Source organism: Microbacterium sp. NPDC057741 (assembly GCF_042798735.1).
Lineage (GTDB): Bacteria > Actinomycetota > Actinomycetes > Actinomycetales > Microbacteriaceae > Microbacterium.
On sequence record NZ_JBHVJW010000004.1, the window covers coordinates 217386 to 230494 of the forward strand.

The following is a 13109-nucleotide window of genomic DNA, read 5'->3' on the forward strand; positions in this document are numbered from 1 at the left end:
GCGGGCTCCAGAGAGAAGGGAGAAGCGGGGCGGCTCCAGTCTACCGGCGCTTCCGGGCTGCTCAGCCCTGGCGTCCGGAGGGCCGGCGTGCGGTGACGGATGCCAGGGCGAAGCGCTCGGCGAGGGCGGAGGATGCCTCTCGGAGCGCGTCGGGTCCGACGATCGTGAACGGTGCGTCGAAGCGGGCGACCGCCGCGAGCACACCGGTCCACGACCAGGAGCCGACTGTCACGCGGCACGAGTCCGCGGTCAGCGGTTCGAGTTCTCCGTCGGCGACCCAGGGGGCCACCTCGTCGGCGGGCAGATTCAGTACGAACTCGCCGATGCAGGGCCAGCGGTCCTCGGTGTCGGACCCCTTGGCCCTGGCCGCCAGATACGTCGCGGCATCTGCGCCAGGAAGCGCGCGCGGGACGAAGGACGGCCCGGTCGGGATGCGCGGAGACATCCGGTCGAGCCGGAAGATGCGCCAGTCGCCGGCATCCAGATCCCAGGCCAGCAGGTACCAGCGGCCGCTCCGCAGCACCACCGCGTGCGGCTCGGTGCGACGGGGCGGATGGTCCTCGTCGCGGTAGTCGAAGCGCAGCACGTGCCGGTGGCGGACGGCGGTGCTGACGGCCTCGAGCACGGCCGGATCGACCCGGGTGTCATTGCCGGCGCCGGAGAAGCGGATGCCGTCGACGCGGTGCCTCAGTCGCGAGGGCATCACCTGGCGCACGGTCGCGAGCGCTCGGTCGGCGGCCTCACCGACATCGATGCCGCTTGCCCGGACGCCCTGCAGGGCCACCGCGATCGCCACGGCCTGCTCCTCGTCGAACAGCAGTGGCGGCAGCTCCGACCCGGCCTCGAGCCGGTACCCGCCGTACGGACCCTTGGCCGTGGCGATGCGGTAGCCCAGCGCGCGCAGGCGATCGACGTCGCGGCGGACGGTGCGCGGGGCGATGCCGAGCCGGTCGGCGAGCTCCTTCCCCGGCCAGTCGCGCGGGGTCTGCAGCAGCGACAGCAGCGTGAGCAGGCGTGCGGTCGGAGTGGTCATGCGTCCATTGTGCGTCGGGTAGAGGACAGGAGCAGACCTCTACTCCTGTGACTGTGGTTCCACAGCGTCCTGAAGGGCAGGACGCGGACAGGGAGAACGACATGATCACCACCACCACCCACCTCAACTTCCGCGGCACGGCGCGGCGGGCGCTCGACTTCTACCGCGGGGTGTTCGGCGGCGAGGTCACGGCTGCGACCTACGGGCAGTTCGGCATGCCGGAGGGGGTGCCCGGGTTCGACAGGATCGTGTTCGGGCAGCTGCAGGCACCGGAGGGCATCCGGCTCATGGCGTATGACATCCCGGGAGCGGACGACGCCGAGGCGACCGCCGGCTCCACCAGGCGGGAGAACGGCGTGACCCTCACCGATCGCACGTTCTTCCAGTCGCTGCAGGCCGAGTCGCTCGACGAGCTGACCGGCTACTGGGAACGGCTCGCTGACGGCGCCGTGATCGTCGAGCCGCTCGCGGCATCCGCCTGGTCGCCGGGATTCGGCATGCTCACCGATCGCTTCGGCGTGACCTGGGTGATGGACGTGCGATTGGGCGCCTGAACGCCGGCGCCCCTCCGGTGGACGTGGTTCCGGAGGGGCGCCTTGGTCGAGAACGACGCCTGCTCGCCACGGACCGCGTAGAGTTCCGAGCATGTCGAGTCCCGAATCGGACAGGTCAGGGGTTGTCGGTCACACCGCCAGCCCCGTGAACCACTGATCACGCCGCCCGCGATGCAGGCGGCTGTCTGACGCACCCGGGCGCCGGCCGTGGTGACAAGAAGAACCGTTTCTTGACCCCTCACCTCGGAGCACTCGATGCCTTTAGCTCTCTACATGCTCGCCCTTGCCGTCTTCGTCATGGGCACGTCCGAATTCATGCTTGCGGGGCTGCTCCCCGCGATCGCGACCGACCTCGACATCCCGGTCGGCACCGCGGGCCTGCTGACCTCCGCATTCGCGGTCGGGATGGTCATCGGCGCGCCGCTGATGGCCGCCTTCGCTCGACGCTGGCCACCACGGGTGACCTTGAGCGTCTGCCTGCTGGTGTTCGCGGGGAGTCACGTCATCGGCGCGACGACCCCCGTGTTCTCCGTGCTTCTCGCCACCCGGGCGCTCAGCGCCCTCGCGAACGCCGGCTTCCTCGCCGTGGCGCTGAGCACGGCCGCGACGCTCGTACCCGCGGACCGAAAGGGGCGCGCGCTGGCGATCCTGCTCTCCGGCACGACGATCGCGACCGTGGCGGGCGTCCCCGCCGGAGCACTGCTCGGTACGGCGATGGGCTGGCGTGCGACGTTCTGGACGATCGCTATCCTCTGTGTTCCCGCACTGATCGGCGTCATCCGGGGCATCCCGGACGACGCCGGTCGATCGGCGACGAGCGCGTCCTCGCCGGACCTCGGCGCGGAGCTCCGGCAGATGAAGGCACCGCGGCTCGTCCTGACGATGGCGCTCGGGGCGCTGATCAACGGAGCGACGTTCGCCGCGTTCACCTTCCTGGCGCCCGTCGTGACGGAGTCGGCGGGCCTGGCCGAAGCCTGGGTGTCCGTCGCGCTGGTGATGTTCGGCCTCGGATCCTTTCTCGGCGTCACCATCGCCGGACGGCTCTCCGACCGTCGGCCTGGCCTCGTGCTCGCGATCGGAATTCCGCTCCTGCTGCTCGGCTGGATCGCGCTGGCAGTGATCGCGTCCCACCCCGTCGCGCTCCTGACCCTCGTCCTCGTCCAGGGCCTGCTCGCGTTCGGCGTCGGAAGCACTCTGATCACACTCGTGCTGTACTCGGCGTCAGGTGCGCCGACGATGGGCGGCTCGTATGCGACATCGGCGCTCAATCTCGGAGCCGCCGTGGGGCCGGTGCTCGGCGCGGTCGGGCTCGCGACCGGGGCGGGGCTGCTCGCGCCGGTCTGGATCGCCACAGCGCTGACGGCGGCCGCTCTCGTCATCATGCTCCTCGCGAGACACTCGCTGACGAGGGCGACGGCAGAGGCGGACTGATGCCCGGCGCCCCGCGCCCGCCCGCCTCAGCGCACGCCGAGGCGCAACGACACCGGCAGCTCGACGTCGCGGGGTGCGGCATCCTTTCCGTCGCCCTCGCGCCGGTCGAGCAGCAGCCGTGCGGCACCGCGTCCCGGCCGGGCCCAGCTGCGGAGCGTGCGGGCGACGTGCCGCGTGTCGAACGGGGTCGTTCGGCGGGTTTCGCGCCGCATCCGAAGTTGCGCTCGTATGGCGTGAGCGCGGCGGGGCGTCGCCTCGCATCCGAAGCCGGTGTTGGACTGCCGGGCGCCTCGCGGGTCAGCGCGCGCCGTCGATCTCCCGGGCCAGGCGCCGGTATCGCCTGTTCCGGATGCCCAGCACCGTCGCGGCCGCGAGCGCGGCGATGACGGATGCGGTCAGCACGGCGACTTTGCCGTGATCGGCATGCTCGCTGCCGGCGGCGAAGCTGAGCTCGGTGACCAGGAGCGAGACGGTGAACCCGATGCCGGCGAGCACGCCGACGCCGGCGATGTCGATCCAGCGCAGCGCGGGGTCGAGGTCGATGCGCCGGATGCGGGTCACGATCCAGGTCGCCGCGGTGATCCCCAGCGGTTTGCCGAGCACCAGGGCGATGACGATGCCCACGACGACAGGATCGGCCGCGGCCGACAGGAGCCCGTCGCCACCGCCGACGGCGACGCCGGCGGAGAAGAACGCGAAGACCGGCACGGCGAATCCTGCCGAGAGCGGGCGGAACCGGTGCTCGAAGGTCTCGGCCAGACCGGGTCCGGAGTCGTCAGCCCGATCCGCCCTCCGGTGCAGAACCGGGATGGTGAAGCCGAGGAGCACGCCGGCGATCGTGGCGTGGATCCCCGAGGCGTGCATCAGCGCCCAGGCGACGAATCCGATCGGGAGCAGGATCAGCCAGGCCGCGACCGGCCGGGCGTGGAAGAGCCGCCGCGACAGCTGCGCGATCACGCCGTAGACGGCGATCGTCAGCAGGGCCAGCAGCAGCGGGACCAGGTCGATCGAGTCGGTGTAGAACACCGCGATGATCGCGATGGCGATCAGGTCGTCGACGACCGCGAGAGTGAGCAGGAAGATCCGCAGGGCACCCGGCAGGTGCGACCCGACGAGGGCGAGCACCGCGACGGCGAAGGCGATGTCTGTGGCCGTCGGGATCGCCCAGCCGCTCGCCTCGCTGCTGGACGCGCCGACGACGACCAGGTACAGCAGAGCGGGCACCGCCACGCCGCCGATCGCGGCGACGACGGGCACGACGGCCGTGCGCGCCGATCTCAGGTCACCCGCGACGAATTCGCGCTTGAGCTCCAGGCCGACGAGGAAGAAGAAGATCGCCAGCAGGCCGTCCGTCGCCCAGTCGCCCAGCGAGAGCTTCAGGTGCCACGGCTCGTAGCCGACCTCGGCGTCGCGGAGCGCGAAGTATGCGTCCGCCCAGGGCGAGTTGGCCCACACCAGCGCGAGAGCGGCGAAGGCGACCAGCAGCATCCCGCCGATGGTCTCCTTGCGCAGGATCTCGCCGATCCTGCGCGCCTCGGCGCGGGAGGCGACCGGGAAGACGGCGCGGATTCGGGCGGGGGAGAGCGTGGGCGACATGGCGGCCTTCCGGTCGACGGACAACGACGTCGACCAGGCTTCCCGACACTCCGCAGGCCAGTTTACCGGGGAGGAACCGGATGCAGCGGCCCTCGGCTCTCAGGATCCGGGAAGGATGGAAGCACGGTTCGTCCGGCGCTCGCCGCCGGTGTCCGCATGACGAGGAGGACGAATGACCGCTGCGCCGATCGACTGGGTGGACATCCCCGCAGGCGTGCTGCAGCGCGGCACACCCGCGGAGCAGCTGGACGCCGTCGTCGCGCGCCACGCAGAGACCGGCGTGCCCGCCGCCTGGTACCTGAAGGAGGTGCCGCGGGCCTCCGTTCCGGTCCCCGCCTTCCGGATCGCGCGCACGCCGGTGACCGTCGCGCAGTGGACGCCGTTCGCCGCAGCGACCGGCCGGCCCGTGCCGGCGGAGCCGGCGCAGCATCCGGTCTTCGGCGTGACCTGGACGGATGCCACGGAGTTCTGCGTCTGGATGACGGAGCGCCTCGGTCACGAGGTGCGGCTGCCGACCGAGACCGAGTGGGAGCGCGCGGCGCGCGGCGACGATGACCGCGAGTTCCCCTGGGGCGACGAGTACCGGCCGGGGCTCGCGAATCTCTGGGATCTCGGTGTCGGCACGACGACCGCCGTCGGCTCATTCCCCGAGGGCGCGAGTCCGTTCGGCGTGCTCGACATGGCCGGCAACGTCGACGAGTGGACCTCGACGCGGTACGCGCCGTACCCGGATGCTCCGGCCGAGGTGCCCGCCCTCGAGGGCTGGGCGGCCGACCCGCACATCACCCGAGGCGGCGCCTTCCGGCACGATCGCGACCTCGCGCGCTGTGCGCGACGACACGGCGCCTACGAGGCGGATCTTCGCGCGATCGGTGTCGGCTTCCGGCTCGCCGCCGACGCGGTCTGACCGAGGGCAGGACCCCCTTCGGTAAAACCCTTGACCATACTGTCTCGTTCAGATACTGTCTCTCACGTTACCTATTCCGCAGTTTCACCCGCCCGAAGGAGCGCGGCATGAACAACATCACCTCCACCACCGATCGCATCCGGGTCAGCCGCCGTGGATTCCTGGTCGGCGCCGTCGGACTGAGCGGCCTCGTCGCGCTCACTGCCTGCACTCCCGCAGGAGGCGCAAGTGGCGGCGACGGCTCGCGCTACCTCAGCCTCGTCGCCGAGCCGCCGAGCGGCATGACCCGTACGTTCAACCCGTTCTCCGCCACCTCGCGCTGGGTCTCGCGCAACGCGATGTACGAGCCGCTGATGATCTCGAACGCCGTCACCGGCAAGACCGACCCGTGGCTCGCGACCGAGTTCGCCTGGAACGCCGACGCCACCGAGCTCACCATCACCCTGCGCGACAAGGTCGTCTGGTCCGACAAGAAGCCGTTCACCGCCGACGACGTCGTCGCCACCTTCGAACTGGTCCGCAAGAACGAAGGGCTCGTCGCCACCTCGGCCCAGGTCCGCGACGAGATCGTCTCGGTCACGGCCAAGGATCCGCAGACCGTCGTGATCGCCTTCAACCGCCCCAGCGCCACCGCGCTCGAAGCCGTGCTGTCGCAGGTGATCGTGCCCGCGCACGTGTGGAACGAGATCAAGGACCCCACCACGTTCGACAACCCCGACCCGGTCGCCACCGGTCCGTTCACCACGGTCGAGAGCTTCTCCAGCCAGGTGTACCGCGTCACCAAGAACCCGCACTACTGGCAGAAGATCGCCGTCGACGGCCTGTCACTGCGCTCGTACTCCGGCAACGACCAGATCAGCGCCGAGGTGCTCGCCGGCAAGATCGACTGGGGCGGGATCATCCCCGACCCCGACAAGACCTACGTGGCCCGCGACCCCAAGAACAACCACTACTGGTGGCCGCGCACCAGAACCGTCAACCTGCAGCTGAACACCACGCTGCCCGTCTTCAACGACGTGAAGGTGCGCAGGGCGCTGAGCCTGGCGATCGACCGGCAGCGCATCGTCGACGTCGCCTACTGGGGCAAGAGCGACCCGGCCAACGCGGTCTCGCTGCCGCCGGACCACTTCCAGAAATGGATCGACCAGGGCCTGGTCGACTCGACCGCCGCATCCGTCGCCCTCGACCCGGATGCCGCCGGCGCCGCGCTCGACGCGGCGGGGTACAAGAAGGGCTCGGACGGCATCCGCGTCAGCCCCGACGGCAAGAAGATGAGCTACGCGATGATCATCCCGACCGGATGGACGGACTGGATCACCGCCGCGCAGAGCGTCGCCGACGACCTGAAGAAGGTCGGCGTCGAGGTGAAGATGTCCACGCTCGCCTACGACTCCTGGGCCGAGCAGGTCTACGGCGGCGAGTTCGAGGTGACCCTCGTCGGCATGGTCGAGAGCTCCACGCCGTACCGCTTCTACTACGAGTCGATGTCGACGCACACGGTCAAGCCGGTCGGCACCCAGTCCACGATCAACGCGCACCGCTTCGGCGACCCCGAGGCGACCGCGCTGCTGGAGAAGTTCACCGGCCTGGTCGACGAGGGCGAGCAGGTGGCCACGATGCAGCAGATCGAGAAGCGCTTCGCCGAGCTGTTCCCCGTGGTTCCGCTCTACGAATCGCCCGACTACGGCCTGTTCAGCACGCGCCGCTACACGGGCTTCCCCGACGACAAGAACCCGTACGCGCCGCTCTCGCTGAGCCTGGACTACAGCGGCTACCTGGTGTTCCCGCATCTGACCAAGGCCTGACGCCCCGACGACATGAGACTCGCGTTCCTGGCCCGCCGCATCGGGCTCTACCTCATCGCCGCCTTCGCGGCCGTGACGATCAACTTCCTGATCCCACGGCTCGCACCGGGCGACCCGGCCACGGCCGCGCTCGCGCGGCTGGGCTCGGTCGACCCCTCGGCGATCGAATCGCTGCGCACCGCGTACGGCATCACCGACGATCCGCTGATCGTGCAGTACTTCCAGTACCTCGGCGACCTTCTGCACGGCGACTTCGGTCTGTCGTTCTCGCGGTTCCCGAGCCCCGTCACCGAGGTGATCTCGGGGACCCTGGGCTGGTCGCTGCTGCTCGGCGGTACGGCGCTGGTGCTGAGCTACGTGATCGGGTCGGTGCTCGGCATCGTGGCGGCCTGGTTCCGCGGCAGCTGGTTCGACCGGATCGTGCCGGCGACGCTGCTGTTCATCGGATCGTTCCCGTACTTCTTCCTCGCACTGCTGCTGGTCTACTGGCTGGGCGTGCAGCTGGGGGTGCTGCCCATCGGGCAGGCCTACGAGTACAGTGATCCGGCCCCGACGCCGGAGTTCTTCGGCGACGTGGCGGTGCACCTGTTCCTGCCGGTGCTGACGATCGTGATCGTCTCGCTGGGAACGTGGACCCTGAACATGCGCAACGCGATGATCGGCGAGCTGGGCCAGGACTACCTGACCCTCGCCGAGGCGAAGGGCCTCTCGCAGCCGCGGATCGCCCTGCGCCACGCGGCCAGGAACGCGCTCCTCCCGTCGGTCACCCTGCTGGGCGGCATGATCGGCGTCGTCGTGGGCGGCCAGATCATGACCGAGATCGTGTTCTCGTACCCCGGCGTCGGATACACGCTGATGCAGGCGGTGACCGCGCACGACTATCCGCTCATCCAGGCGCTGTTCCTCATCATCACCCTGACGGTGCTGGCAGCGAACCTTCTCGTCGACCTCGTCTACTCCGTGCTCGATCCCCGGGTGCTGCAGAGGAGCGGATCATGACCACCACAGAGCTCATCGTCAGCCCGAACGTGCGCAGCCGGCGACGGATGCCGAAACTGCCGGCGACGGCGATCATCGGTGTCGTCGTGCTGGGGCTGCTCGCCCTGGCATCCATCGTCGGCCCCTGGCTGCTGCCGTACTCGGCCTTCGACGCGAGCTTCACCCCGAACCTGCCCCCGGGCGGCGAGCACCTGCTCGGCACCTCGGGTCGTGGCGAGGACACCCTCGCGCAGCTGCTGCAGGGCGGGCGGGCCTCGCTCGGCATCGGCCTGCTGGTCGCCGCGGTGACCACCGTGATCGGCCTGATCGTCGGACTCACCAGCGCCTATTTCGGCGGCGGGGTCGACGGCACCCTCTCGGTCATCACGAACGTGTTCCTGGTGCTGCCCGGCCTGCCGCTCATGGTGGTGCTGGCGGCGTTCCTGCCGGCAGGGCCGCTCACGATCGTGGCCGTGCTGAGCATCACCGGCTGGGCGTTCGGCGCCCGCCTGTTCCGGTCCCAGGCGCTGAGCCTTCGTACCCGCGACTTCGTCGCCGCAGCCGAGTGCGCCGGCGTCGGACGCATCCGGATCATGACGACGTCGCTGCTGCCGAACCTGTCGTCGGTGCTCGCCGCGTTCTTCGTGAACCAGGTCGTGTTCGCGATCACCGCGGAGGCCTCACTGGAGTTCCTCGGACTAGGCGACCCGCAGATGGTCTCCTGGGGCACGATGCTCTACTGGGCGCAGAACAACTCCTCGCTGCTGCTCGGCTACTGGTGGCAGTTCGTGATCCCCGGCCTGGCGATCGCCATCACGGCCTCGTCGCTGGTGCTCATCAACTTCGCCATGGACTGGGCGAGCAACCCGCGCCTGCAGGCGCAGGAGATGCTGCACCGGTTCCTTGGCAGCGGCCTGCGCAGCGCCGCGCTGATCACCCCCGTCTCGCGGACGGCGGATGCCGGGAAGGAGGGGTCACGATGACCGCCCCCGATCTGAGGATCACCGATCTCGAGATCGGCTACGTGACCTCGACCGGCCTCGCCCCCGCGGTGCGCGGCGTCAGCCTGACAGTCGAGCCCGGCGAGTTCGTCGGCCTGGTCGGCGAGTCCGGATGCGGAAAGTCGACGATCGCGCAGTCGATCCTGCGCGTGCTTCGGTCGCCCGGTGTGATCACCGGCGGCAGTATCGAGCTCTCCGGCGAGGACGTCCTGGCGGCGGACGCGCGCCGGCTGCGCGGCATCCGCTGGTCGCGCGCGTCGATCGTGATGCAGAACTCGCTCGCCGCGCTCAACCCGGTGCAGCGCGTGGGCAAGCAGATCGCCGAGGCGAAGAAGGCGCACGGCGGCGGGGCGGGGCGCTCGGTCGGCGAACTGCTCGAGATGGTCGGCATCGACGCGGACCGCGCGCGATCGTACCCGCACGAGTTCTCCGGAGGGATGCGGCAGCGGGCCGCGATCGCGATGTCGCTGGCCGTGCAGCCCGAGCTGCTGATCATGGACGAGCCGACCACCGCGCTCGACGTGATCGTGCAGCAGGAGATCCTGCTGACCGTGCGGCGGCTGCAGCGGGAGCAGGGCTTCGGCATCCTGTTCATCACGCACGACCTGCCCCTGCTGCTGCGGCACGCCGATCGCGCCGTGGTGATGCGCGACGGACGCGTGCTGGAGGAGGCGACGACCGAGCAGCTGCGCACCACCGGCGGCTCCGATCCGTACACCAGGCAGCTGCTCGCCGCGCTGCCGCGGCCGAGCGTCGCGAAGAGAACCGAAGGAGGTGCCGCATGAGTGAGCCGATGATCGTGCTGCGGGGCGTCGGCAAGACGTACCACCGCGGCCGCCCGCCGGCCCTGGCCGGGGTCGATCTCGAGATCGCGGCGGGCACCATCGTCGCCGTCGTCGGCGAGTCGGGCAGTGGAAAGAGCACCCTCGGCAAGCTGCTGGTGGGGCTGGCCACACCGTCGGCCGGGGAGATCCTCGTCGACGGGAAGGCGCCCGAGCCGGTGAGCCGACGTCGCAAGGGCCGTGAGCGCCCTGCGCAGATGGTGTTCCAGGACGTCTACGGGTCGCTGAACCCCTCGCAGACGATCGGGTTCCAGCTGAACGAGGTGCATCGCGCCGCGCACCCGCGCGTCTCGCGCGTCGAGCGCACTGCCGCGATCACGGACCTCGTCGAGCGGGTCGGCCTGCGGCCGGCATCCGACTACTTGAGCCGCCGGTCGGACGACCTCAGCGGCGGGCAGCGGCAGCGCGTCGGGATCGCCCGCGCGCTCGCCACCGACCCGCGGGTGATCGTCGCCGACGAGCCGACGTCGATGCTCGACGTGTCGGTGCGCCGCGAGATCCTCGACCTGCTCGCAGGGCTCCGCACCGACGGCGTGACGATCGTCTACATCACGCACGACCTGCTCAGCGCCGGGTACCTCGCCGACCGTGTGGTGGTGCTGCACCACGGCGAGATCGTCGAGGACGGCAGCCCCGACCAGGTGCTCGGCGATCCGCAGCATCCGTACACGCAGAAGCTGGCCGCGGCGTCGCCCGGGCTGCAGCTCGAACTCGCGAACGGCGCCGCGCCGGCGCAGACAGAGGAAGAGAATGACTGACATGACCACGCCCGTCCGTGTCGGGCTCTGCGCGCGCAAGTATCCGCTGGCCGGGGAACTCGGTCCGCTCGGGCTGCTGCGACGCTGCGCGGACGACGGCTACGACGGGGTGTTCTTCCGCACCATCCTCGATGTGACGCCGTCGCTCGACATGGGCCTGCTGCACGAGGTGCGCGCGCTCGCCGACGAGCTCGGCCTTTACCTCGAGATGGGGCTCGGCAAGATCAATCCGTTCAACATCTCCGAGGAGCGCGGCATCCGCGACATCGGCGAGGGCGACTACCTGCTCGGCATGACCCGGATGATCGAGGCAGCCGCCGAGATCGGATGCACCGACCTGTGGGCCGACACCGCCAACTACCAGGGGCACTCCTGGGGGCTGTTCGCGATCGACCGGTTCCGCACCGACGTCGAGTGGGACGACCAGCTGCGCATGACCACGAAGTTCGTGCAGAAGCTGGTGCCGGTGCTCGACGCGCACGACGCGCACCTCGCGGTGGAGACGCACGAGGAGATCACCACCGACGAGCTGGCCCGCATGGGCGAGGAGGTCGGCGAGCGGTTCGGCGTGACCCTCGACCTGGCCAACGTCGTCGTGCGCGGCGAGGATCCCGTCGCGGCGGCCCGACGCATGGCGCCGTTCGTGCGGCAGACGCACATGCGCGACGTGGCGCTGTTCACCACCCCGCAGGGGCTGCGCAGGCAGATCCGCGCGGTCGGCGACGGCGTGATCGACTGGACCGCCGTGCTCGGCGCGCTGGCGGATGCCGGCAGCACCGCCACCTGGACGATCGAGAACTCCTGGCACGACCACAACGACATCCCGCTGTACCGGCCCGACTGGCAGGCCGCGCACCCCGACCTGCACACGAACGAGGTGCTCGAGCTGATGCGGCTTGCCGACGAGTTCGCCGGCCGGATCGCGCGCGGCGAGCGGCCGGCGAGCGCCGACTACTACGCCGACCCCGATCCGGTGTCGGGTCAGCTCGGCTTCATCGCCACCAGCGCCGCACACCTGCGGCGCGTGGGGGCGCAGGTCTGGCAGGATCGCTCATGATGAAGTCGGGGACGCCGCGGGTGCTCCGCACCCTCAATGAGGGCGCGGTGCTCGACGCACTGTTCCGGCACGGCCCGATGACCCGGCCCGAGCTCGAGCACATCACCGGGCTGTCCAAGCCCGCCGCCGCGCGGCTGCTGCTGCGCGTCGAAGAGGCGGGCGTGGTGGTGCGCGACGGCGAGCGGGCCAGCAGGTCCGGCCCGCCGGCCCAGGTGTGGCGGGCGAACCCGCGCGCCGCACTGGTCGCGGGCATTACGGTGACGGCGGAGCGCATCGCCGCCGAGGTCTGCGATCTCGACGGCACGCTGCTCGGCGAGGCATCCGCCGAGAACTCCGTGACGGATGCCGCGCAGATCGCGCCCGCGCTGCGCGGACTGCTCACGCAGGCGCTCGCCGGCACCGATGCGGATGTCGCGCAGGTGCGCGACGTCACGCTCGGCGTTCCCGGCGTGATCGACCCGCTCCCCGGTGTGCTGCGGCACAGCAGCCGACTGCCCGCCTGGGTGGGCGTCGACGTGATCGGCCTGATCTCCGCGGAGCTGCCCGGAACGACGGTGTACACCGCGAACGACGTCGGCCTGGTGCTGATCGCCGAGGCGGAGTTCGGAGCGGCCCGCGATGCGGCGTCCGTCGTGCTGGTGTGGGTCGGCTCCGGCATCAAGGCGGCGTTCCTGCGCGACGGCGAGCTGATGCTCGGTCCGCACGGATCCGCCGGCGAGATCGGCAGCGTGATCGTGCCGGCGTTCGACACGGTGCCCGACCGCTCGACCGAGCGCACCCGCGCGGTGCCCGGCGGCGGTGTGCTGCTCGAGCAGCTGCTGCAGCCGTCCGCACTGCAGGGGCTGGAGCTGCCCGCCATCGCCGACCGGCTCGCGGTCGCGGCGTCGTCGGCGGCCGCGCTGCTCGACCCGGAGCGCGTCGTGATCGCCGGGTCGCTGTCCGATGCATACGGCACGGCGCTCGCCGAGGCGGTTCAGGAGCGGCTCGGCTTCCTGCCGCACGACCGCCCGGATGTGCGGTGCGGCGAGCTCGGCGCGCGGGCGCAGGTGCGCGGCGCGGTGTGCCTGTCGCAGCGCAGCGCGCGGGCCCGGTTGGTGGGCGCCGGCAGCCTTGCCGACGTCGTCCTGCCGGTCTCGGCGCTCTGAAG

13 protein-coding genes are annotated in these 13109 nt (G+C 70.6%); 10 read left to right on the forward strand and 3 right to left on the reverse strand.

Translation table 11 applies throughout. The annotated features are described in order from the left end of the window. Positions 1-61 precede the first annotated feature (61 nt). Complete coding sequence (locus ACFVDO_RS14330; protein WP_378856351.1) at positions 62-1033, reverse strand: helix-turn-helix transcriptional regulator; 972 nt, start codon at positions 1031-1033, stop codon at positions 62-64. A 101-nt stretch (positions 1034-1134) separates the two neighbouring features. Here ACFVDO_RS14330 and ACFVDO_RS14335 point away from each other — a divergent pair, with 101 nt between their 5' ends. Beyond that, the gene (locus ACFVDO_RS14335) at positions 1135-1587 is read left to right on the forward strand and encodes a VOC family protein (protein ID WP_378856353.1); all 453 of its coding nucleotides are present in this window, start codon (positions 1135-1137) and stop codon (positions 1585-1587) included. A gap of 255 nt (positions 1588-1842) precedes the next feature. Continuing rightward, positions 1843-3018: a Cmx/CmrA family chloramphenicol efflux MFS transporter gene (locus ACFVDO_RS14340; RefSeq protein ID WP_378856355.1), complete on the forward strand. Its 1176-nt coding sequence runs from the start codon at positions 1843-1845 to the stop codon at positions 3016-3018. 26 nt (positions 3019-3044) lie between these two features. Here the strand turns inward: ACFVDO_RS14340 and ACFVDO_RS14345 are convergent, their stop codons facing one another. Continuing rightward, positions 3045-3230, reverse strand: a complete 186-nt coding sequence (locus ACFVDO_RS14345; protein ID WP_378856357.1) for a hypothetical protein — start codon at positions 3228-3230, stop codon at positions 3045-3047. A gap of 85 nt (positions 3231-3315) precedes the next feature. Then, positions 3316-4614 (reverse strand): Na+/H+ antiporter NhaA, encoded by a 1299-nt coding sequence (gene nhaA / locus ACFVDO_RS14350; RefSeq protein WP_378856359.1) that lies wholly within the window; start codon positions 4612-4614, stop codon positions 3316-3318. A 172-nt stretch (positions 4615-4786) separates the two neighbouring features. On the opposite strand from nhaA, the gene ACFVDO_RS14355 reads away from it, so the two are divergent. The 8 genes from ACFVDO_RS14355 (at position 4787) to ACFVDO_RS14390 (ending at position 13107) form a co-directional block, all read left to right on the forward strand. Then, the gene (locus tag ACFVDO_RS14355; protein WP_378856361.1) at positions 4787-5521 is read left to right on the forward strand and encodes a formylglycine-generating enzyme family protein; all 735 of its coding nucleotides are present in this window, start codon (positions 4787-4789) and stop codon (positions 5519-5521) included. Positions 5522-5628: 107 nt separating this feature from the next. Next, positions 5629-7326, forward strand: coding sequence for an ABC transporter substrate-binding protein (locus ACFVDO_RS14360; protein WP_378856363.1), 1698 nt, complete (start codon positions 5629-5631; stop codon positions 7324-7326). A 12-nt stretch (positions 7327-7338) separates the two neighbouring features. Further along, positions 7339-8325, forward strand: a complete 987-nt coding sequence (locus tag ACFVDO_RS14365) for an ABC transporter permease (protein WP_378856365.1) — start codon at positions 7339-7341, stop codon at positions 8323-8325. Next, positions 8322-9287 (forward strand): ABC transporter permease, encoded by a 966-nt coding sequence (locus ACFVDO_RS14370; RefSeq protein WP_378856367.1) that lies wholly within the window; start codon positions 8322-8324, stop codon positions 9285-9287. Before ACFVDO_RS14365 ends, ACFVDO_RS14370 begins: the two co-directional genes overlap by 4 nt. Beyond that, on the forward strand, positions 9284-10090 hold the full coding sequence (locus ACFVDO_RS14375; RefSeq protein ID WP_378856369.1) for an ABC transporter ATP-binding protein: 807 nt from the start codon (positions 9284-9286) through the stop codon (positions 10088-10090). Before ACFVDO_RS14370 ends, ACFVDO_RS14375 begins: the two co-directional genes overlap by 4 nt. Further along, positions 10087-10905, forward strand: a complete 819-nt coding sequence (locus tag ACFVDO_RS14380) for an ABC transporter ATP-binding protein (RefSeq protein WP_378856371.1) — start codon at positions 10087-10089, stop codon at positions 10903-10905. Before ACFVDO_RS14375 ends, ACFVDO_RS14380 begins: the two co-directional genes overlap by 4 nt. Position 10906: 1 nt before the next feature. Next, positions 10907-11962: a sugar phosphate isomerase/epimerase family protein gene (locus ACFVDO_RS14385; protein WP_378856373.1), complete on the forward strand. Its 1056-nt coding sequence runs from the start codon at positions 10907-10909 to the stop codon at positions 11960-11962. After that, positions 11959-13107 carry an ROK family protein gene (locus ACFVDO_RS14390; RefSeq protein WP_378856375.1) on the forward strand — a complete coding sequence of 383 codons (1149 nt, stop codon included), beginning with the start codon at positions 11959-11961 and terminating at the stop codon, positions 13105-13107. The genes ACFVDO_RS14385 and ACFVDO_RS14390 overlap by 4 nt, the downstream gene beginning before the upstream one ends. Positions 13108-13109: the final 2 nt, after the last annotated feature.

Bases quoted from the DNA above. Each gene is read 5' to 3' on its own strand.
- ACFVDO_RS14330 (WP_378856351.1), bottom strand. From the start codon at position 1,033: ATGACCACTCCGACCGCACGCCTGCTCACGCTGCTGTCGCTGCTGCAG.
- ACFVDO_RS14335 (WP_378856353.1), top strand. From the start codon at position 1,135: ATGATCACCACCACCACCCACCTCAACTTCCGCGGCACGGCGCGGCGG.
- ACFVDO_RS14340 (WP_378856355.1), top strand. From the start codon at position 1,843: ATGCCTTTAGCTCTCTACATGCTCGCCCTTGCCGTCTTCGTCATGGGC.
- ACFVDO_RS14345 (WP_378856357.1), bottom strand. From the start codon at position 3,230: ATGCGGCGCGAAACCCGCCGAACGACCCCGTTCGACACGCGGCACGTC.
- nhaA (WP_378856359.1), bottom strand. From the start codon at position 4,614: ATGTCGCCCACGCTCTCCCCCGCCCGAATCCGCGCCGTCTTCCCGGTC.
- ACFVDO_RS14355 (WP_378856361.1), top strand. From the start codon at position 4,787: ATGACCGCTGCGCCGATCGACTGGGTGGACATCCCCGCAGGCGTGCTG.
- ACFVDO_RS14360 (WP_378856363.1), top strand. From the start codon at position 5,629: ATGAACAACATCACCTCCACCACCGATCGCATCCGGGTCAGCCGCCGT.
- ACFVDO_RS14365 (WP_378856365.1), top strand. From the start codon at position 7,339: ATGAGACTCGCGTTCCTGGCCCGCCGCATCGGGCTCTACCTCATCGCC.
- ACFVDO_RS14370 (WP_378856367.1), top strand. From the start codon at position 8,322: ATGACCACCACAGAGCTCATCGTCAGCCCGAACGTGCGCAGCCGGCGA.
- ACFVDO_RS14375 (WP_378856369.1), top strand. From the start codon at position 9,284: ATGACCGCCCCCGATCTGAGGATCACCGATCTCGAGATCGGCTACGTG.
- ACFVDO_RS14380 (WP_378856371.1), top strand. From the start codon at position 10,087: ATGAGTGAGCCGATGATCGTGCTGCGGGGCGTCGGCAAGACGTACCAC.
- ACFVDO_RS14385 (WP_378856373.1), top strand. From the start codon at position 10,907: ATGACCACGCCCGTCCGTGTCGGGCTCTGCGCGCGCAAGTATCCGCTG.
- ACFVDO_RS14390 (WP_378856375.1), top strand. From the start codon at position 11,959: ATGATGAAGTCGGGGACGCCGCGGGTGCTCCGCACCCTCAATGAGGGC.